This is a genomic window from Pseudomonas sp. GM41(2012), assembly GCF_000282315.2.
Taxonomy (GTDB): domain Bacteria; phylum Pseudomonadota; class Gammaproteobacteria; order Pseudomonadales; family Pseudomonadaceae; genus Aquipseudomonas.
Window position 1 is genome coordinate 358,831 of record NZ_AKJN02000006.1, and the last position, 20,477, is coordinate 379,307.

The 20,477-nt window shown below is 61.0% G+C and carries 19 protein-coding genes; 12 read left to right on the forward strand and 7 right to left on the reverse strand.

What is annotated here, in order from left to right:
* Nucleotides 1-71 precede the first annotated feature (71 nt).
* Entirely contained in the window at nt 72-1,913 is a 1,842-nt protein-coding gene (locus PMI27_RS23990) for a nitric oxide reductase activation protein NorD (RefSeq protein ID WP_008156279.1), read from the forward strand.
* Between the two features lie 213 nt (nt 1,914-2,126).
* On the opposite strand, the gene PMI27_RS32030 is transcribed toward PMI27_RS23990, so the two are convergent.
* Together PMI27_RS32030 and PMI27_RS23985 are read right to left on the reverse strand one after the other, a co-directional pair.
* Nucleotides 2,127-2,315: a hypothetical protein gene (locus PMI27_RS32030; protein ID WP_008156277.1), complete on the reverse strand. Its 189-nt coding sequence runs from the start codon at nt 2,313-2,315 to the stop codon at nt 2,127-2,129.
* A gap of 5 nt (nt 2,316-2,320) precedes the next feature.
* A complete protein-coding gene (locus PMI27_RS23985; RefSeq protein WP_008156275.1) occupies nt 2,321-3,004 on the reverse strand; it encodes a Crp/Fnr family transcriptional regulator in 684 nt (227 codons plus the stop codon).
* Nucleotides 3,005-3,577: 573 nt separating this feature from the next.
* Between PMI27_RS23985 and PMI27_RS23980 the strand changes: the two genes are divergently transcribed.
* Nucleotides 3,578-4,768 (forward strand): NnrS family protein, encoded by a 1,191-nt coding sequence (locus PMI27_RS23980; RefSeq protein ID WP_008156272.1) that lies wholly within the window; start codon nt 3,578-3,580, stop codon nt 4,766-4,768.
* Nucleotides 4,769-4,793: 25 nt separating this feature from the next.
* Nucleotides 4,794-5,234, forward strand: a complete 441-nt coding sequence (locus PMI27_RS23975) for a CopD family copper resistance protein (RefSeq protein WP_008156270.1) — start codon at nt 4,794-4,796, stop codon at nt 5,232-5,234.
* 75 nt (nt 5,235-5,309) lie between these two features.
* Here PMI27_RS23975 and ytfE read toward each other — a convergent pair whose 3' ends face one another.
* Nucleotides 5,310-5,984 (reverse strand): iron-sulfur cluster repair protein YtfE, encoded by a 675-nt coding sequence (ytfE, locus tag PMI27_RS23970; RefSeq protein WP_008156268.1) that lies wholly within the window; start codon nt 5,982-5,984, stop codon nt 5,310-5,312.
* A gap of 155 nt (nt 5,985-6,139) precedes the next feature.
* Between ytfE and norR the strand changes: the two genes are divergently transcribed.
* The 7 genes from norR (at nt 6,140) to ubiT (ending at nt 12,863) form a co-directional block, all read left to right on the forward strand.
* Nucleotides 6,140-7,669, forward strand: a complete 1,530-nt coding sequence (gene norR, locus PMI27_RS23965) for a nitric oxide reductase transcriptional regulator NorR (protein WP_008156265.1) — start codon at nt 6,140-6,142, stop codon at nt 7,667-7,669.
* A gap of 72 nt (nt 7,670-7,741) precedes the next feature.
* Entirely contained in the window at nt 7,742-8,389 is a 648-nt protein-coding gene (gene pdxH / locus PMI27_RS23960; protein ID WP_008156263.1) for a pyridoxamine 5'-phosphate oxidase, read from the forward strand.
* A 250-nt stretch (nt 8,390-8,639) separates the two neighbouring features.
* Complete coding sequence (gene moaB / locus PMI27_RS23955; RefSeq protein ID WP_008156261.1) at nt 8,640-9,194, forward strand: molybdenum cofactor biosynthesis protein B; 555 nt, start codon at nt 8,640-8,642, stop codon at nt 9,192-9,194.
* Entirely contained in the window at nt 9,191-10,426 is a 1,236-nt protein-coding gene (locus PMI27_RS23950) for a molybdopterin molybdotransferase MoeA (protein ID WP_008156260.1), read from the forward strand. Before moaB ends, PMI27_RS23950 begins: the two co-directional genes overlap by 4 nt.
* Nucleotides 10,427-10,502: 76 nt before the next feature.
* The gene (ubiU, locus tag PMI27_RS23945) at nt 10,503-11,498 is read left to right on the forward strand and encodes a ubiquinone anaerobic biosynthesis protein UbiU (RefSeq protein ID WP_008156258.1); all 996 of its coding nucleotides are present in this window, start codon (nt 10,503-10,505) and stop codon (nt 11,496-11,498) included.
* Nucleotides 11,499-11,508: 10 nt separating this feature from the next.
* Entirely contained in the window at nt 11,509-12,399 is an 891-nt protein-coding gene (locus tag PMI27_RS23940) for a U32 family peptidase (protein ID WP_008156256.1), read from the forward strand.
* A complete protein-coding gene (ubiT, locus tag PMI27_RS23935) occupies nt 12,393-12,863 on the forward strand; it encodes a ubiquinone anaerobic biosynthesis accessory factor UbiT (RefSeq protein ID WP_008156255.1) in 471 nt (156 codons plus the stop codon). Before PMI27_RS23940 ends, ubiT begins: the two co-directional genes overlap by 7 nt.
* 929 nt (nt 12,864-13,792) lie before the next feature.
* Here ubiT and PMI27_RS23930 read toward each other — a convergent pair.
* The 4 genes from PMI27_RS23930 to PMI27_RS23915 form a co-directional block, all read right to left on the reverse strand.
* Nucleotides 13,793-14,191, reverse strand: a complete 399-nt coding sequence (locus PMI27_RS23930; protein WP_008153577.1) for a putative zinc-binding protein — start codon at nt 14,189-14,191, stop codon at nt 13,793-13,795.
* 74 nt (nt 14,192-14,265) lie between these two features.
* A complete protein-coding gene (locus tag PMI27_RS23925) occupies nt 14,266-14,940 on the reverse strand; it encodes a Crp/Fnr family transcriptional regulator (RefSeq protein WP_008153578.1) in 675 nt (224 codons plus the stop codon).
* Nucleotides 14,941-15,026: 86 nt separating this feature from the next.
* Nucleotides 15,027-15,674, reverse strand: a complete 648-nt coding sequence (gene narL / locus PMI27_RS23920) for a two-component system response regulator NarL (RefSeq protein WP_008153579.1) — start codon at nt 15,672-15,674, stop codon at nt 15,027-15,029.
* Entirely contained in the window at nt 15,671-17,473 is a 1,803-nt protein-coding gene (locus PMI27_RS23915; RefSeq protein ID WP_008153580.1) for a HAMP domain-containing protein, read from the reverse strand. Before PMI27_RS23915 ends, narL begins: the two co-directional genes overlap by 4 nt.
* A 305-nt stretch (nt 17,474-17,778) precedes the next feature.
* Between PMI27_RS23915 and PMI27_RS23910 the strand changes: the two genes are divergently transcribed.
* On the forward strand, nt 17,779-19,083 hold the full coding sequence (locus tag PMI27_RS23910; RefSeq protein ID WP_008153582.1) for an MFS transporter: 1,305 nt from the start codon (nt 17,779-17,781) through the stop codon (nt 19,081-19,083).
* A complete protein-coding gene (locus PMI27_RS23905; protein ID WP_008153584.1) occupies nt 19,061-20,458 on the forward strand; it encodes a NarK family nitrate/nitrite MFS transporter in 1,398 nt (465 codons plus the stop codon). Before PMI27_RS23910 ends, PMI27_RS23905 begins: the two co-directional genes overlap by 23 nt.
* The last annotated feature ends 19 nt before the right edge of the window (nt 20,459-20,477 follow it).

Here is a 20,477-nt window from a genome sequence, read left to right on the forward strand (position 1 = left end):
AACACCTTGAAGGAGGACGGCCCGGCTGGTACAGCGGGCCGTTTCACATTGGTTTTCAGAGGAAAAAAACCATGGCCTTTACCGTCGAACTGGAAGAGTGGGTCGGCAGCGTCTGGCATCGCTTCATCACCCGCCGCGCCAGCCCGGACTTTCCCGAGGCCCGGGTCGAACTGATCCACCAGCAACGACCACTGGCGCTGCTGTTTCGCGCCATGGGCGGCGCCAATGGCATCGGTGTCGAAGCCGCCAGCGACCGCGACCTGCTGTTGCGACGCAACGTGCTGCAGCAGATCGCCGGCACCTGCAAGCAAGTGCCCTTGGCGTGGTGCGACGAGACCAACCTGCGTCTGCCGTCGAGCCTGGCGGTGTTTCCTGAAGTCGCACTGAACGAAGAGCTCTATCGTTGGCTCGCGTTGCTGGCGGCCCAGGCCGGGCAGATGCGCCATTGGGGGCGGGACAATCAGCGCTGGACGCAACAGCTGTTGCGGCGCTATCCCGCGTTGCGTACCCGGTACAAACGTCTAGTCGATGCGCACCTGCAATTGCGCCCGGATCCGGCAACATTGAACCCCGGCGAAGCTGCGCTGGAACGAGCGTTATGCCAGGCGCTACGCGAGCCGGGCAGTGTCGAACATTTTCCCCGCAGCGAACGGGCCGCCTGGCCGCTGCCGCTGTGGCTGTACCCACCGCAAAACCTCGCCAGCCCCCAGGCGGCCGATCTGGGGGATGAGTCGGAAGAATCACTGACGACCCCGCCCGGTGAGCAGAAAGGCGGAAGTAAACGCGCCAAGCGGATCGATGAAGGCAGCCGCGACGGCGGGTTGTTGATCGTGCGCCTGGAGAACCTGTTTAGCTGGACCGAGCACGTCGACCTGGATCGCTGGACAGACGACAGCGAAGACCCGGACGCCGCCAGAGTCGCCGAAGACCTCGATGAGTTGAGCCTGTCGCGCACCCGTCTGCGCAAGGGCGGCGGCCTCAAGCTGCACCTGGATTTGCCGCCGGCCGATGTCGACGATATTCCCCTGGGCGAGGGCATCAAGTTGCCGGAGTGGGATTACCGCAAACAGCAGATGCAGGACAGCTTCGTCAATCTGCAAATGATGGTGCCCCGTGACTGCGAGGCGCAGCCATTGCCGCCACGGCTGAAGGCCTCGGCGCACCGTCTGCGTCGCCAGTTCGAACACTTGCGCAATGACCGCCAATGGTTACGCCAGCAACCTCAAGGCTCTGAACTGGACATGCAGGCCTGGCTGGATTTTCACGTTGAACGCGAGCATGGCCAGTGTGCGGAACGCGGTCTGTTCATGGAACAACGGCAGACGCGCCGCGACCTGGCGTGCCTGTTGCTGGCCGACGTGTCGATGTCCACTGACGCGCACTTGAACAATGAGCATCGGGTGATTGATGTGATCCGTGACAGCTTGCTGCTGTTCGGCGAAACCCTGTCGGTGCTGGGTGATGATTTCGCCCTGTACGGATTTTCCTCGCTGCGTCGTCATCAAGTGCGCATGCAGGAACTCAAGTCGTTCACCCAGCGTTATGACGACAACACTCGCGGTCGCATTCAAGGGCTTAAACCGGGGTATTACACCCGCATGGGCGCCGCCATCCGCCAGGCCACCCAACTGCTGGGCAAGAGCAAACGCCGCAGCAAACTGTTGCTGCTGCTCACGGATGGCAAACCGAATGATCTGGATCTGTATGAGGGGCGCTACGGTGTTGAAGACACCCGCGAAGCGGTGCTGGAGGCGCGGCGCCAGGGGTTGACGCCGTTCTGTATCACGATTGATCGCGAGGCCGGGGATTACCTGCCTTACATGTTCGGCGCCAATGGCTACACCTTGATCCGCCAGCCCGAACAACTACCCCTGCGCTTGCCGCAGTTGTATCGGCAGCTGACTCAGCCGTGATCAAAACGGTCCCTGTAGATACCGAGCCTGCGAAGCGCAGCCCCTGTGGCGAGGGGATTTATCCCCGTTCGGCGGCGAAGCCGTCGTAATCCATTGGACGCGGTGTGGCTGGAAAAAGCAGGGGCCGCTTCGCAGCCCAACGGGGATAAATCCCCTCGCCACAGGGGCTGTGCTTGCAGGCTCGACAGCTGCTACAGGGGAGATGTGTGGGGATCAGATGCTACGTGGCAGCCAGAAAAACATTGTCACGCAGAAAATCGTCAGGCCAATACAGAACCACATGAATTGGCGCAGCCGGCGTTCCCCCGCCTGTGCAGCCAATGCCGGCAGGGGCATGCCACATTGGCGGCACTCGGTTTCTTGTGTGGGGTTGGTGTGTTGGCAATACAAACAGACGGGCATGGCACTCACTCGAACTGTTCCAGGCGCAGACGATCGAGAATGGCGATCTGGCGGCCGTCCTGGGTGATGATGTTTTCATCGATCAGGCGACGGATGATCCGCGAAAAGGTTTCCGGCTGGATCGACAGATGCCCGGCAATCAGTTGCTTGGCCATCGGCAGTTCGAATTGGCTGTCAACGGTTTGCTGGCGCACCAGTTGCGTCAGCAGATAGCGCACGACCCGGTGGGTGGCGTTTTTCAGGGACAGGGTTTCGATTTCGTTGACCCGTTGATGCAGGCGAACGCAGAGCTTGCCGAGCAGCGCAAAGGTCAGTCGGCTATTGCTCTGCAGCAGGCGCATGTAGGTGTTGTTGGATAACCGATAGAGCTGAGTCGGGCAGATCGCTTCGGCCGAGGCCACATAGTTCGGGGTGTCCATCAGCATCATCGCCTCGGCGAAGGTTTGCCGATCGCCGATCACCTCAAACACTTTCTCCTGCCCATCCGGTGTCAGGCGGTAGATTTTCACCGCGCCGGCAATCACGAAATAGAACGAGTCGGCCGGCTCGCCCTGGCGGAACAACGGTTCGCCCTTGTCGATGCTGAGCAGGTGGCTGGTACTCATCAATTCATCCAGCTGTTCTTCGTTCAACGGCTCGAACAAGTGATGACTGCGCAGAATCTGGTGATGGACGCGATGAAGCACCATAAGAATTCATCCTGAAGATTGAGGAGGGGATAGCGATCAAGTCAAACGAGGCCCAGCGAGACGCCGCTGGCCAACGCCAGAACCGAGGTCAACACCACGAACCAGGCCAGTGGCTGGATGACTTTTTTCATGACGACTCCTGGGGATCGAGAGGGATCAAGGTTTCTTTGATTGCTGAAAGCTTGAGCAAAACGCGGGCCATGCCTGGAGGCCTTTGTTTATTGGGGGTGTCAGAAATCAGGGTAAAAAAGACCACAAGGTTTAGGGTCCAAATAACCATTAAAGGGTCATTTGTACCCTGCTCCAAACACCGTTGTGGGAGTGAGCCTGCTCGCGATGACAGCGGTACATTCAACATCAGTGTCGACTGACCCGCCGCTATCGCGAGCAGGCTCGCTCCCACAAGGGCAAACGCCCTCGTCACAGGAGTACGAGAAAGCTGCAGGGCACGCCCCTTGCACACTTGATCTGCGACAAAGGCAATTGATCGCCAATACCCGATCATTGCCCCCGGACTTACCTCGACGCATGTGGGTTGGCGTCAGGTCAGCAGCAAGGTAAAGGAGTGGCTTTATGCAAGTGCTCGACCGCCGTAAAGCGATGGCCATCGCGCCGCTGTTACGTTTGGCCTTTCGGCCATTTTTCCTCGCCGGCTGCCTGTTGGCAGTGCTGGCCATTCCGCTCTGGCTGGCCGCCTTCAGTGGTGCGCTGTCCGGCTGGCAGCCGGCGGGTGGCTGGCTGGGCTGGCATCGACACGAATTGCTGTTCGGGTTCGGCTTGGCGATTATCGCGGGTTTTCTGCTGACAGCGGTGCAGACCTGGACCGGTCGTCCCGGCCTCAGCGGACGACCCCTGGCCGCGCTGGCGTTGCTGTGGTTGTTGGCGCGCGTGGCCTGGCTGGTCAATGCACCGTGGCCGGTGCTCGCCGTGCTGGAATTGGCGTTCCCGCTGGCAGTGGCCGCGCTCATGGGTTTCACCTTGTGGAAGGTGCGGCAGAAACGTAACTACCCGATTGCGGTGGTGCTGTTGTTGTTAGCGGCGGCCGACGGGTTGTCCCTGTACGGCCTGGTTGAAGGTCATGAAGGCTGGCAGCGTCAAGGCGTGCTGACCGGCCTCTGGCTGGTGGCGGCGATGATGGGGTTGATCGGCGGGCGCGTCATTCCGTTCTTCATCCAGCGCGGCCTCGGCAAGGTCGATGGCGTGACCCCTTGGCCGTGGCTGGATTGGCTGCTGCTGATTGGCTCACCGCTGGTGGCGTTGTTGTATGCCGCCGGACCTGCGCTTGATCCCAATCTCTGGGTCGGCCTGTTGTTCGCCGTGTTGGCCGCCGGGCACCTGGTGCGTCTGGTTCGCTGGCATGATCGCGCACTCTGGCGCGTGCCGTTGCTGTGGTCGTTGTACCTGGCGTATGCCTGGTTGGCGGTGGCCTGTCTCGCAATGGCGCTGTGGCATTTCGGTGTGCCGATCAATCCGAGTCTGGCGGTGCATTGCCTGACCATCGGAGCGATGGGCGGCCTGGTGCTGGCGATGATCGCGCGGGTCAGCCTGGGGCATACCGGCCGCTCGCTGGAGCCGCCGTCGGGCATGACCCTGGCGTTCATTTTGCTCAACCTGGCGTGCTTGAGCCGGGTGGTGTTGATCCTGTTCTTTCCCCTGCCTGCGTTGTGGCTGGCCGGTCTGTGTTGGGCGCTGGCGTTTGCGCTGTACGCCTGGCGCTATGGGCCGATGCTGCTGCGGGCCCGGGTGGACGGCCATCCAGGCTAAGCAAGTGAATTGATGGAGGCTGCCAGTGTTTTATCCCTTTTTACTGGTCACCCACTTGCTGGCGGCGATTGCCTTCATCGGCACGCTGTTTTTCGAAGTGGTGATCTGGCACCGCGCCCGCCAGCAGTTGGCGGATACCGCGCAAACCACCGCGGATCAAGCGATTGCAGTGCGCTCGCGCAAGGTGCTGCATGGCGTGGTGTTGCTGTTGTATGGCGCCGGCATCAGCCTGGCGTGGCAACACCGAGGCGTATTGAGTCAGCCGCTGGCCAGCAGTTTTGGCACGTTGCTGAGCCTGAAAATCATCCTGGCCCTGAGCATCATCGGCCATTACTTCCTGCTGGCGTACTGGCTGAAAAGCGCACGACTGACCACGACCCGCGCCAGCTGGATTCGCCGCAGCATTCTCGGGCACATGGTGTTGATCGTGATCCTGGCCAAGGCGATGTTCTATTGGCACGGTTGATCGCCCGCCGTCCCTGACAGACAAAACCCGCGTCAACCGGTGGGCTGGCGCGGGTTGGGTGTGAGCGGCAATCGATCAGTGACGACGGTTCAAGGCATTAACAAACAACACGTTGTTTTCCAGATGGATGTGTTGCATCAGGTCATCACGAAACTCCAGCAGCCCACGATACAGGGCACGCCAGGTGTTACAGGCATCGGCCGGCGGGGTGATGTTGTTGGTCAGCGCGAGCAGCTTTTCGAGGGCTTCGCCATGTTGATCATGTTCAAAGCGCAGTACCTGGATCGGCGGCGCGGCCTGAGGGCCGATGCCCTGTTGCAGCATCGGGAACAGCACTTGTTCTTCCTTGAGCATGTGGCCTTCGAGTTCCTGTTGCATGTCGGTCAGCAGATCGGCCAGGCCGTTGGGGCAGCTGCTGCGCGCACCGTGGACCTGCTCGACGCGACGGGCCAGGCGGATCAGTTCCGGCAGTTGCTCGCGATGGCGGGCGTGATAGCGCGCCAGAAGGTGGGCGATCAACAGCTCCGACGGTTCGCTGCGCCAGTCGTGTTGGGTTTCGCCGGTGTCCTGTAGCCGGTGCAGCGCATCGGCAATCAGCACCGGGTCGAGGTCTTTGCCAGCGGCCGCTTCGCGCAGGCTTTTATGCCCGCCACAACAGAAGTCCAGTTTGAAGGTGTGGAAAATCCGCGTGGCGCCGGGAATATCGCAAGCCAGTTGGCCGAGGCTTTGTTCCAGTAAGGTCAGGCTCATCAGGGGTTCCTTGTTTGGATTTCAACGGTTCCCCAGGTTCATTGCACCCGGCATGCCATATTTAACGTGTTGAAAAATATGGCTTATTTTTTAGTTGTGGTGATAGGCACCCGGACGCTTTAGGGTGAATCCAACCATAGAGGGTAAAAACTACCATGCTGCGTGAAAGCCTGGCGGCCGACCTGATTGTCGAGTTGCCCAATGCTGTGCGGTTGCAACGATTGGTCCAGACCCTGCGCGAGTACTTCAACAGTGGCGCCGTGGGATTGCTGCGTCTGGATGACGACAGCCTCAGGCCGGTCGCGACGGTGGGGCTGGTGCATGAAGCGTTGGGCCGCCGGTTTGTCATCGCCCAGCATCCGCGGCTGGCGGCGATCATGGCGTCGCGCGAACCCACCTGGTTCGAGCCTGACAGTCGCTTGCCGGATCCCTATGACGGCTTGCTCGACAATCACGCCGGCGAACCGATGCCAGTGCACGATTGCATGGGCGTGAGCCTTTACGTGGAGGGGCGGATCTGGGGCGCGATCACCCTCGATGCGTTGCACGCCGGGACTTTCGACAGCCGTGCGCGGGAAGAACTCAAGCGCTGCACCTTGCAGATCGAAGCCGCCGTGCGAGTCACCCGGCTCGAGCAGGAAAACCGCAGCCTGCGCTTGTCCCGCAGCGATATTCAAGACGTGCGGCGGCCGGCTGATGAAGGCGAAATCCTCGGGCAGAGTGAGGTGCTGCACCAGTTGCTCAATGAACTGGACGTACTGGCCGATTCCGAGCTGCCGGTGTTGCTGCTGGGCGAGACCGGCGTTGGCAAAGAGTTGTTCGCAAGGCGCTTGCATCGTCTGTCGCGCCGCAGTCATAAGCCGCTGGTGCAGGTCAACTGCGCCGCCTTGCCGGAGTCTCTGGCAGAGAGTGAATTGTTCGGCCATGTCAAAGGCGCGTTTTCCGGCGCCACCAGTGACCGTGCCGGGCGTTTCGATGCGGCCAACGGTGGCACGCTGTTTCTCGACGAAGTCGGTGAATTGCCGTTGGCCGTGCAAGCGAAGTTGCTGCGCACCCTGCAAAACGGCGAGATCCAGCGCCTCGGCGCCGACAAGCCGCTGCATGTCAATGTGCGAATCATCGCCGCGACCAACAGGCACCTGCCGGACAGCATCCGCGACGGCCTGTTTCGGGCCGATCTGTATCACCGGCTCTCGGTGTACCCGGTGCCGATTCCACCGCTGCGCGAGCGCGGTAACGACGTGTTGATGCTGGCCGGGCATTTCCTTGAACTCAATCGGGCACGGCTCGGCCTGCGTGGTTTGCGTCTGTCGCCGGCGGCCGAGCGAGCGTTGCTGACGTACAGTTGGCCGGGCAACGTGCGCGAGCTGGAACATGTGATCAGCCGAGCCGCGTTGAAGCAACTCAGTCGCGGCACCAGTCGTACGCTGATCATGACCCTGGAGCCCGAGATTCTGGACCTCGACAGTGCCATGGGCGGGCAGGGCGCGGTCGCCGAAAGTCCCCTGGACGTTGCGGCTGATGAGCCGTTCCAGCCCCTGGGTGAAGCGGTTGACGATTACCAGCGCAAGAAAATCCTCCAGGCCTTGAGCCTGTCCGGGGAAAACTGGGCCAGCGCTGCGCGGATTCTGGAAGTCGATCCCAGCAACCTGCACAAACTGGCTCGGCGTCTGCGTCTCAAATAAGGTTGATGGTGGTCAAGGTGGTCTTGCGCAGTGCATTGCACACTGGGCAGAACCTTTTTGGAGATCACCGTCATGCCCCTTTCCCTGGCCCAGATGCGCCGCAACTACACCCTTTTTGGCCTGCAAGACGACTCGGCGCTGGACGACCCGATGGCGATGTTCCGGCAATGGCTGCAACTGGCCCGCGACACCGAGCGTGCGCCTGTCGAAGCCAACAGCATGGTGTTGGCGACGGTCGACAGTGAAGGGCGCCCGCACTGCCGGGTCCTGCTGCTCAAGGGTTTGAGCGATGAAGGCTTCACCTTTTTCGGTAATTACCAGAGCGACAAAGGCCAGCAACTGGCCGCCAACCCGCATGCTGCCATGACCTTTTTCTGGCCGGGGCTGGAGCGTCAGGTGCGTATCGAAGGCCAGGTCTCCAGGCTCGACCCGACGCTGTCGGATGCGTACTTCGATTCCCGCTCACAGGACAGTCGCCTGGGCGCCTGGGCTTCACCGCAAAGCCGGCCGTTGGCCAATCGGGCCGAGCTTGAATCGCTGTTGCTGCAAACCACCCAACGTTTTGCCGGCAAGACCGTGCCGCGGCCTGAACATTGGGGCGGCTACTGCTTGCGCCCTGAGCGTCTGGAGTTCTGGCAGGGCCGTGCCGACCGCTTGCATGACCGTCTTGATTACCGGTTGCGCGATGGCGCATGGCAACGCAACCGCCTGGCGCCTTGAGATCCGTTGCGCAAAACATGCAGCAATGAAGAACCATGTGGGAGCGAGCCTGCTCGCGATAGCGGTGGGTCAGTCGACATCAATGTTGCCTGACACACCGCCTTCGCGAGCAAGCCCGCTCCCACAGGTTTTTGTGTGGTCTACACATTCTCCTTATGTCCCCGTGGAGGTACCTCCTTGGAGGAATAGGCTCACCGGGGATTCCGGTTCAGGCTTTATCCCATACCCTCATTCACGGGAAGGCTTGGATATGGCCCATCTGGCGCAACGCACGTTTGAACCCCTGAACATCGCCGTGCTGACCATCAGCGATACGCGCACCTTTGACACCGACACCTCGGGGCAGACCCTGACGGATTTGCTGCAAACGGCCGGGCATGTATTGATCGACCGTGACCTGGTCAAGGACGACATTTATCAGATCCGCGCCAAGGTCTCTCACTGGATCGCCGACCCTCAGGTTCAAGTGATACTGATGACCGGTGGCACCGGCTTCACCGCGCGTGACAACACACCGCAAGCGGTTTTGCCGTTGCTGGACAAACACGTGGAAGGCTTCGGTGAACTGTTCCGTCAGGTGTCCCTGGCGGAAATCGGCATGTCCAGCCTGCAGTCACGGGCACTGGCCGGGATGAGCAACGGCGTGCTGGTGTGCTGCGTTCCGGGTTCGCCCGGCGCGTGTCGAACTGCCTGGAACCAGATCCTGGTCGAACAATTGGACAGCCGCACCGGCCCGTGCAATTTCGCCCCGCATTTGAAGCCGCAAGGGCAACAGGTCATCGACGCTTGCGAGACACGCTCATGACCGGCCGGGTGTGTGACCTCGGCCACCTGATGCCAGTGGACGAGGCCATCAGCCGTTTGCTGGACCAGGCACCGCCGCCGCCCCTGGCGCAAAAGATCGGTCTGGATCAAGCCTTGGGTCGGGTGCTGGCGGCGGACATTCATTCCCCGGTCAACCTGCCGGCCTGGGACAACAGTGCCATGGACGGTTACGCCCTCAGGGCCGCTGACCTGCCACCGGACGGCGGCTGTTTGTCGATTGGCGGGCGAATTGCGGCGGGTGATCCGGCGTGTTCGCCGTTGCTCGCGCAGCAGGCGGTACAGATTTTTACCGGCGCACCATTGCCGCCGGGTGCCGACACGGTGGTGCCGCAGGAGCGTTGCCGGATCGATGGCGAGCGCGTCTGGTTTCCGCCCGTAAACGCTGGCGATCACGTGCGCAAAGAGGGCGAGGAGGTTCGCCGGGGAGACCTGTTGCTCCAGGCTGGTAAACGTCTGCGTGCGCAAGAAGTGGGGTTGCTGGCCGGCGCTGGCATTGCACGGGTCGAGGTCTACCGCCCGTTGCAAGTGTGCTTGCTCAGCAGCGGCAATGAACTGCGTGAGCCCGGCGACTCGTTGGCGCCGGGGCAGATTTACAACAGCAACCGTTACTGCCTCGCGGCGTTGTTGAGCGGTTGGGGCGTCGAGGTGCATGACTATGGCGTCATGGCAGATGAGTTGGCGGCCAGCCGGCATGCCTTGAGCCTGGCGTCTTCGGAATGCGACCTGCTGTTGAGTTCTGGCGGCGTCTCGGTCGGTGAGGAAGATCACCTCAAACAGGCCATCGAGGAACTCGGCAGCCTGGACTTCTGGCGGTTGGCGATTCAGCCGGGTAAACCGCTGGCCTTCGGCGAAGTGGCCGGCAAACCCTGGATCGGCATGCCGGGCAACCCTTCGGCGGCGCTGATTACCGCGTTGGTGGTGGTGCGTCCGTTCCTGCTCAGGGCCCAGGGCGTGAAAGACGTGTTGCCGGTGCCAATGGCCGTGCCCGCCGGGTTCGACTGGTTGCAGCGCAACAAGCGTCGGCAGTACCTGCGGGCACGGCTGACGCCGGGTGCTGACGGCCAGTTGAGCGTGGAGCTACACCCTCAGCAAAGCTCGGCGATGTTGACCGCCGCATGTTGGGCCGATGGGCTGGCGGTGATCGAGTGCGAGCAGCAAGTGCTCAAGCACGACAACGTGATGTTCCTGTCCTTCGCCGACCTGATGCATTGATCGCAATTGATTGCCGTCAAGGCTCTGCCTGCCGGTCTCGCTAGACTGGCAGCGCGTTTTTCCATGAGGATTACCCATGCAACTGGTCTGCCCGGCAGGCAACCTGCCTGCGCTAAAAGCGGCGGTACGCGAAGGTGCCGATGCCGTTTATGTCGGTTTTCGCGATGACACCAATGCCCGGCATTTCGCGGGGCTGAACATGGACGACAAACAGTTCGACGCGGCGGTCGCTCACATCCGCCAGCATCAACGCAAACTCTACGTCGCGGTCAACACCTACCCGCAACCCAAGGGCTGGGAACGCTGGCAGCGGGCGGTCGATCGTGCCGCCGATTTCGGCGTGGATGCGCTGATCGCCGCCGACCCCGGCGTGCTCAACTACGCCAGCCAGCGCCATCCGAGATTGGCGTTGCACCTGTCGGTCCAGGGCTCGGCAACCCATGCCGCGGCGCTGGAGTTTTATGCGCAGCGCTACGGCATTCGTCGCGCGGTACTGCCTCGGGTGTTGTCGTTGGCGCAGGTGCGCCAGGTCGCCGCGAGCAGCCCGGTGCCAATCGAAGTCTTTGGTTTCGGCAGCTTGTGCATCATGGCCGAAGGGCGTTGCCACCTGTCTTCCTACATCACCGGCGAGTCGCCGAACCTGTGCGGCGTTTGCTCACCGGCCAAAGCGGTGCGCTGGAGCGAAGACGCCGACGGCTTGAGCGCACGGCTCAGTGAAGTGCTGATCGACCGTTACACCCCCGAAGAACCCGCCGGTTACCCGACCTTATGCAAAGGCCGTTTCCTGGTCGGCGGCAAACGTTTTCATGCGCTGGAAGAACCCACCAGCCTCGACACCCTGGACTTGCTGCCGGAATTGACGGCCATCGGCGTTGAGGCGGTCAAAATCGAGGGCCGGCAACGCAGCCCGGCCTATGTCGAACAAGTCACCCGTGTCTGGCGCGCGGCACTGGATGCCCATCGTGGCTCGCCGGGCAGTTTTCGGGTCAAGGAGGAATGGCGTCGGGTGCTGGCCGGTTTGTCCGAAGGCAGCCAGACCACCCTGGGTGCTTATCATCGATCATGGCAATGAGGGAGGCGACATGAAGCTCAGCCTTGGACCGGTCCTGTTTTATTGGGACAAAGAGCAACTCAGCAACTTTTACGCCGAGATGTCGGCCTTGCCCCTGGATGTGATTTACCTGGGGGAAACCGTGTGTTGGAAACGCCGGGCCTTTTCACTGGATCAATGGCTGGGGCTGGGGCGTGAGTTGCAGGAATGCAGCCAGGCGCAATTGGTGATCTCCAGCCTGACGCTGATCGAAGCGGCCTCCGAACTCTCCAGCCTTCGCCGGCTGTGCGACAACGGCCAACTGTTGGTGGAAGCCAACGACATGGGCGCGGTGCAGTTTCTGGCCGAGCGCAAGTTGCCGTTCGTGGGCGGCCCGGCGTTGAATGTGTACAACGGTCATACGCTCGCGCAACTGCTGGACTGCGGAATGACCCGTTGGGTGCCGCCCGTGGAATGCTCGGCGGCGCTGATTGGCGATGTGCTCGATCAAGTGCGCGAACTGGGCCGTGAGGTGCCGGAAGTCGAGATCTTTGCTTATGGGCATTTGCCGTTGGCCTATTCCGCACGCTGCTTCACGGCGCGGGCGGAAAACCTGCCCAAGGACGACTGCCGGTTTTGCTGCCTCAACTACCCCGACGGCTTGCCGTTGACCAGTCAGGAAGGGCAGGCGCTGTTCACCATTAACGGTATTCAAACGATGTCAGCGGAGGTGACCAATCTGTTGGCGGATTACACCGGGCTGGTGGCCTGTGGCGCCGATCTGTTGCGTCTGAGCCCTCGCGCTCAGGACATGGCCGAGGTGATCGCGGCGTATCAACGGGTTCGTCTGGGCGAGACTCCGCCGCTGTTCGTCGACGGTTGCAATGGCTACTGGCATGGCCAGGCCGGCATGTTACGTGTCGAGGAGGTTGGCCTGTGTTGAATCGTAAAAAGTGGTTGTTGAAAGGTGCCGACCGGTTGTTGCCGTTGGTGCGCCGGGTACCCTTTGCCGTGCAGCGCCTGGCGTTGCAGCAGGCGCTCAATCGTTGCCTCGCCGGGCCGTTACGCGATGGCGAGTTTGAAGTGTTGCGTGGGCGTTGGTTGTGCTTGCGGATTCCGGACCTGGGGTTGTCGTGGTTCCTGACGCTGAACCGTGAAGGGTTGCGGATTGCTGAACGCGCTACGGCGCATGTGACCATCAGCGGTAACTGGCGCGAGTTTTTGTTGTTGGCGAGTCGCCAGGAAGATCCGGATACGTTGTTCTTTCGCCGGCGTTTGGTGATTGAGGGTGATACGGAGTTGGGGTTGGCGTTGAAGAACCTGATCGACAGCCTCGATCCTGACGTGTTGCCAGTCTGGCTTTGGCGCAACCTTGAGCGGGCGGGGAAGGGCTTGGCGGCGCAGTAGAACTTGCGAACGCCGATTAAAATGTGGGAGCGGGCTTGCTCGCGAAGGCTGTGTGTCGGGCGACCGATTTTTAGATGGTGTACATATCCGTTTCTTCGGTAACGGCTACTTATGGTTCCGCCCTTACGGCGGGTCACTTGGAAAAGCGCCAAGTAACCAAACGCTTTCGCCCCTGACGTCCGGTGCCTCGCCTAGGCTCGGCATGCCCTCGCTCCGGTCCTGCTCCGTGGGCCCGCCGCCATCGGCCATCCATGGCCGGGGGCGGCTACCGCGGCATCCTTGCCGCGGTGCCCACTGCGCAGAACCTGCGCTCGGCCTTCCGACGGGGCAGATCAAGATCAAAAGCAAGATCAAAAGCCAAAACGAGGCGGCCTGATAGCCGACCTGATGTCTGTCATGGTCATCGGCGGTGGACACCTATGTCATGCCCGCCAAAAATCCAACTGTGGGAGCGAGCCTGCTCGCGAAGGCGGACGTACATTCAACATTGATGTCGACTGACAGGGCCTCATCGCGAGCAGGCTCGCTCCCACAGGGGGAATGCGTACGCTTGAAGAGACAGGCCGGCCGGTAGGCCGCCTCGCGGTGCTTTTGCGGTACTCGCCACCTCGGGAGGCCGAGTGGAGGTTCTGCGCAGTGGGCAACCCGGCATGGATGCCGGGTTAGCCGCCCCCGGCCATGGATGGCCGATGGCGGCGGGCCCACGGAGCAGGACCGGAGCGAGGGCATGCCGAGCCACAGCGAGGCACCGAACGACAGGGGCAAGAGCCCTTGGTTACTTGGGGCTTTTCCAAGTGACTCGCTGTAAAAGCGAAACCAATAGAAGCCGTTACCGTAGGAATGGATATGTACTCCGACCAAAATTATAGGTCAGCGGTTAGTCCGCCATCGCGAGCAGGCTCGCTCCCACATTAGGTTTTTGTCGTTCTTCAGGCCATCGTTTCCTGCCGACTTTCATGCTGCCGAGCATCACTCGCAATCAGTTGCCTGATCTGTTCAAACAACTCATCACTCTCTGCCTCAGTGCAATCCTCGCCGTAACGCTTACGCAACCCATAATGGCTAAGAATCAAATGCACATCAGCATGCAGACCATGCTGCTTCAGGCAATTTTCAACACATTGCAACGGACACCCATCCAGCGCAAAAATCCGCCGTCCCGAGCGTGCCTTGTTGACCAGTGCCGCCACATGCCCGCCGACCCCGACGATGCAGGACATTTCCGCCAGGCCGCTGCGATCCAGCCGCACGGCCAGGGTGTTGGCCAGTTGGGCGACGTTGGAGCAGCCTGAACAGGAGTAAATCAGAGGCAAGGTTGAACGGGACATGAGCGCTCTCCATGGATGGACTTCTTCAGTGTGCAAGGCCGGCGGCATTGCGCATTGACTGCGGTCAATTCCGTCTATTGGAAAGCCGCGAGATCCTCTTCGGCGAGGATGCTGATGTTGCGCCGTTCCATGGCGATCAGGCCGCCGTCCACCAGGCGGTGCAAAATCCGCGAAAAGGTTTCCGGCTGGATACCCAGCTTCGAAGCCACCAGGCGTTTGGACACCTGCAACACAATCAAGCCGCTGACCGGGTTGCGTTCCTGGAACAGAAAATTGATCACCCGACGGCTCGCACTGGCCATGGTCAAGGTGTCGATGTCGCGCAGACGCAGATGCAAGTGAACACTCATACTCGCGAGGATCGCCAGGCAGACTTTCGGCTGGTCCTCCAGGGCGTTGCGGTAATGGCTGCCCTCGATACTCACCAGCACGCTGTCCTTCAACGCCGTGGCGCTGACCGGGTAGAGACGGGCCTGGCTGAACAGCAACGCTTCGGCAAAGGTCTGGCCCGGCTGAATGATCTCCACCAGGTTTTCCTGACCTTCGCCGGTCAGCCGGTACAACTTGATCTGGCCGCTGACCAGCAGGAAAAAACGCTTGGCCGGATCGCCTTGGTGCATGAGTGTGCTGTGACAGGCCAGGCGTTTGAGCATCGCCAGGCCGCAGACTTCCTCGAAGATTTTCTCCGGTAACTGGCTGAACAGATGGTGACGACGCAACGTTAAAACGATGGAAGGGTGGGTCAGCATGGCGTACCTCCGCTGACGCTCATAGTAGAGAGCGCCGGCCCGATGACCTATGCCTCTGCCGGCCTACCTCCAAAGAGGCATGCCCGTCAGCCGGCATTGCGCAAGTGCTCCATGGCCCACACCGCCGCCTCGACCCGCGAGCGCAAGCCAAGTTTGTGCAGCAGGTTTTTCACGTGAACCTTGACCGTGCCTTCGGTGATGCCCAGCTTGTGCCCGATGACCTTGTTGCTGAAGCCGCTGGCGATGGTTTTCAGCACCTGACGTTCACGCTCGGTCAGTTCCACCACGGTCTGGCGCTGCGGTGAGCGCAGTGCCTGGGCCATGACCTGGGTCAGCCCCGGACTGATCACCAATTCGCCGTTCAAGGCATTGCGGATGTACTGAATCAACAGTTCCGGTTCCATGTCCTTGAGCAGGTAGCCGTCGGCATCCAGACGCAGTGCGTCGCGAATATCGTCTTCGGCATCCGAGACCGTAAACAGCAGCACCTTGCCGGTGTAGTGCATCGCGCGTAATTGGCGCAGGGTTTCAATGCCATTCATCTGCGGCATGTTGTTATCGAGCAACACCAGATCCGGTTGCAGCGGCTCGATCAGAGCGAGTGCTTCTTCACCGTTATTGGCTTCGCCGACGATCAGGAAATCATCTTCGAGTTCGAGCATCTGGCGGATGCCGTGACGCATCATCGGATGGTCGTCGACCAGCAGGATGGTGTGTTGCAGGGACGGGTTCATGTGACGCTACCTTCTGTTTGCTGCCCGAGAAACTCCGGTTGGAATTCCAGTTGGACGCGGGTGCCTTGCGGCTCCCTGGAGACTATTTCGAGTTGGCCGCGCAAGCTGCGGGCCCGCTCATCCATGATTTTCAGGCCGTGGTGTTCGCGTTGGTCGACGTTACCGCTGAAGCCACGCCCGTCGTCTTCGACGATGAGCCTGACGGTTTCACCGGCCTGACGCAGTTGCAGCCAGGCGTTCTGCGCGTGGGCGTGGCGCAGACAGTTGGAGAGCGCTTCGCGGGTGATCTGCAAGATGTGGATTTGCTCGCTGGCCGATAACTGAAAGGCCAGCGCGTCGACGTGCAGGTGCACCTGAAATTCCCCGCGACGTGAGAACTCCTCGGCGGTGTCCTTGAGTTCCTGCACCAGCCCCGCATCGTGAATCTGCAAGCGAAAGGTGGTCAGCAACTCGCGTAATTGGCGGTAGGCATTGTTCAGCCCCTCGCGCAGTTCGGCGGTGACGTTTTCCAGGGTTTCAACCGGTTCGCCACGGCGCATCAGGGTTTGCAGGCGGCTGACTTGCAGCTTCATGTAGGACAAGGCCTGGGCCAGTGAGTCGTGCAGCTCGCGGGCGATGATCGTGCGTTCGTCGAGTAGCAGCAGGCGATGATCCTGTTCCCGTTGGCGTTTGAGCGAGAGCGAGGTGCCAATCAGGTTGGCCAGGGCCTGGATCAGTTGGGTTTCCCAGGCTTGCGTCGGGTGCCCGTCGACAAAATGCGCCTTGAGTTCACCCAGTTCGCTGCCCTGATTGCTGATGCTGAAGGTTTGCGGGCTGGCTTTATGGTGCTTCTGGCACGTGGCGCAATCGCTGCTGGCGCAGACTTCCCGGATGTTCGCGCCATGCAGGGCGAGCAACTGCTGGGCCGGTGCCTGCATTTGTCCTTGCAGGCACAGCGACAGACGCAAGCCGGGCAAGCGTTGCTGGAAGCGCCGGATCAACTCATCCAGGCCTTCGGCATTGGCCAGGCGTGTGGCCAGGCTTCGACTGCTTTGGTACAGCAACTCGAGGGCGGCATTGGCTTGTTGCAGGTTCAGGGTTTTTTGCTGGACCTGACTCTCAAGGGTGCGATGCGAGTCTTCGATTGTCTCGGCCATGGCGTTGAAGCTCGTGGCCAATTGGCCCAGTTCGTCCTGGGACTGATGATTGACCCGCACCTTGAAATCGCCGCGACGAAAGCGCTGGGTCGCGTCCACCAACTCTTTCAAGGGCATGACGACCCCGTACTGCAACTCGTAGAGCCCAATCAGCAAGACGAACAGGGTGGTGAACAAGGCCAGGCCCTGGATCACCTGTTGCCAGCCTTGCTTCTGTTCGCTTTGGCGCTGCAACAGGTTGACGAACTGGTTCAGTTGTTCAATGAAGGGCAGGGCCTGGACTTGGAAATAAGCGGCATCGCCGCGCTCCAGTGCCGGGCGCAAATCCTCGTTCCAGTTTTGCTGAATTTGCCCGTAGCTGATTTGCAGCGCAGTGCTCGGGCCATCTTCCAGCACCGCTTTGAGTGACTGGCTGGTGAGACGGGTTTGCAGGCTGTCGGTGATGGCGGCGATTTCTGAGGGTGTTGCACCCGCGGCCAGTTTCCAGCTCAGGTGGTAGGTCTCCATGCGCACCGAGCCTGCGGTGTTGATGGCGGCCGCATCGCCCTGGCTGAACCAGGCGATCAACCCCGCACTCAACGAACTGGCGAGGGCGAGCACGGCGATCAGGATCACCGCCAGCCCGGCGCGAGCGGGCAGGGAGCTGCGCAACCAGCGGATCATCAGCGCAGGTCCCGGAAGAAATCAGCAAAACAGAACACGTGGAGCTCCAGGAAGGGGTTTTGCCGCCGATCCCGGGCGCGCTACCTCTAAAGAGTTGTCGACTGATCCTTGTCAGCAAAAACCTTGGCAGAAAACCTCAAGACGCTGATAAACCAACGGTTTTAGGGTTTTCCTGTACTACCTCCTTAGAGGTAGACCGCACAAGCATAGGCCTATGCCCCCTAGGGCTTCGTTGACATGGATCAAGTTTTTGCGGGGTTGGCCTCTCTAGTCTGCCGCCATGGCTAATTGACTGGAGAGCATTTGTGAACCCACCGCGTGTACGACAAGGCTTGGTGCTGGGCATGAGCACGCTGGCCTTCACTGTCTGTTTCATGGTCTGGATGATGTTTGCCGTGCTCGGTGTACCGATCAAGGACCTTCTCCAGCTCAACGAAACCCAGTTCGGCCTGCTGGCCGCAACCCCGGTCCTGACCGGCTCGCTGGTGCGGTTGCCATTAGGCCTGCTGACCGACCGTTTTGGCGGGCGCAGCGTGTTCTTCCTGTTGATGCTGGCCTGCGTGACGCCGCTGTACCTGATCAGTCACGCCACCGCCTACTGGCAGTTCCTGGTGCTGGGCTTGTTCGTCGGCCTGGCCGGCGGCTCGTTCTCGGTCGGGATTGCCTACGTCGCCAAATGGTTCGACAAAGAGAATCAGGGCTTTGCGATGGGCATCTTCGGCGCCGGTAACGCCGGGGCTGCGGTCACCAAGTTTCTCGCCCCGGCGCTGATCGCTGCCGGCAGCTGGCAGCTGGTGCCGAAAGTCTTCAGCGCGATCCTCTTTATTACGGCGCTGTTGTTCTGGTTCCTCAGCGCCGAAAACAAGGACCACCGCAGTGCCACCGGCGCCACCTTGCGTGAGCAATTGAGCTCGCTGAAAGACCCGGCGGTGTGGCGCTACTGCCAGTACTACTCGATCGTCTTCGGTGGTTATGTCGCCCTCGCACTGTGGATGACCAAGTACTACGTGCAGGAATACGGTTTCAGCCTGCAAAGCGCGGCGCTGCTGGCGGCCTGTTTTTCCCTGCCCGGTGGCGTGCTGCGTGCGGTCGGCGGCTGGATGTCGGATCGCTGGGGTGCACAAAGCGTGACCTGGTGGGTGTTGTGGGTCAGCTGGATCTGCCTGTTCCTGCTCTCGTATCCCCAGACCCAACTGCAAGTGCAAACGATCAACGGCCCGGTGGATTTCCACATCGGCCTCAATCCCGCGCTGTTCACCGTACTGCTGTTCGTCATGGGCATCGCCTTCGCGTTCGGCAAGGCCTCGGTCTTCAAATACATCGCCAACGACTACCCGAAAAACATGGGCGCGGTGTCCGGCATCGTCGGCCTCGCCGGTGGCCTGGGCGGTTTTGTGCTGCCGATCCTGTTCGGCGCCCTGGTGGACCTCACCGGCGTGCGCTCTTCCTGCTTCATGTTGATGTACGGCGTGGTCTGGGTCTCCCTCACCTGGATGTACTTCAGCGAAATACGCAAAAGCGCGGTGCTGGGTAAAGCGCCGCTGCTGACCCCGTCCCCGATTTCCAGCATTGCCCTAGGAGAAGAACATGTCCGTTCTGCAAAAGCCTGACAAAGGCCCGGTCATTCATGACTGGCGCCCCGAGGACCCAGCATTCTGGGGAAGTAGCGGCAAACAGACCGCCACGCGCAACTTGTGGATTTCCATTCCTGCGCTGTTGTTGGCCTTTGCGGTGTGGATGGTCTGGAGCACGGTGATCGTGCGTTTGAACGCCATCGGCTTCACCTTCACCACCGACCAGCTGTTCTGGCTGGCGGCGTTGCCGGGGTTGTCCGGGGCGACCTTGCGCGTCTTCTATTCCTTTATGGTGCCGATCTTCGGCGGCCGTCGCTGGACCGCCCTGAGCACCGCGTCGCTGTTGTTGCCCTCGATCTGGATGGGCTTCGCCGTGCAGGACCCGAGCACCTCCTACAGCGTGTTCGTGTTGATTGCCTTGCTCTGCGGTTTTGGTGGCGGCAACTTCGCCTCGAGCATGTCCAACATCAGCTTCTTCTATCCCAAGTCGCAGCAGGGCACGGCCCTTGGCCTCAACGCCGGGCTGGGCAACCTGGGCGTCTCGGTGATGCAGTTCTGTGTACCGCTGGTGATTACCTTCGGTGTGTTCGGCTTCATGGGCGGTTCGCCGCAAGCACTGCCGGATGGCGGCCAGTTGTGGTTGCAGAACGCCGGCTTCATCTGGGTGCCGTTCATTGTCCTGGTGACGGTGCTGGCCTGGTTCGGCATGAATGACCTGTCCAGTGCCCGCGCTTCTTTCAGCGAGCAGGCCGTCATCTTCAAGCGCAAACACAACTGGCTGATGTGCTGGTTGTACCTGGCGACCTTCGGTTCGTTCATTGGTTTTTCCGCCGCGTTTCCGCTGCTGATCAAAACCTCGTTCCCTGATGTCATCGCGTTGAAATTCGCCTTCCTCGGCCCATTGGTCGGTGCGCTGGTACGCCCATTGGGCGGCTGGCTGGCAGACAAGCTCGGCGGCGCGAAAGTGACCTTGTGGAACTTCGTGGCGATGATCGTGATGGTCTTCGGTGTCATGCACTTTCTGCCGCAGAACGGTGAGCCCGGCAACTTCTACGGCTACCTCGGCATGTTCATGCTGCTGTTCATCACCACTGGCATCGGCAACGGCTCCACCTTCCGCATGATCCCGGTGATCTTCCGCACCCAGCACGAAAAAGCCTCGGCCGGAAAACCACCCGCCGTGCGCGAACAAGCGCTGAAAAATGCCGGCAAAGAGTCAGCCGCCGTCCTGGGCTTCAGTTCGGCTATGGGCGCCTTCGGTGCGTTCTTCATTCCCAAATCCTTCGGCTCTTCGATGGCCCTGACCGGCGGCCCGGAGATGGCCTTCTACATGTTCGTCGTCTTTTACCTGAGCTGCATCGTGGTGACCTGGTGGTGGTACGCGCGCAAAGGCGCCGCGACACCCTGCTGAGACGACCCGAATCCAACCA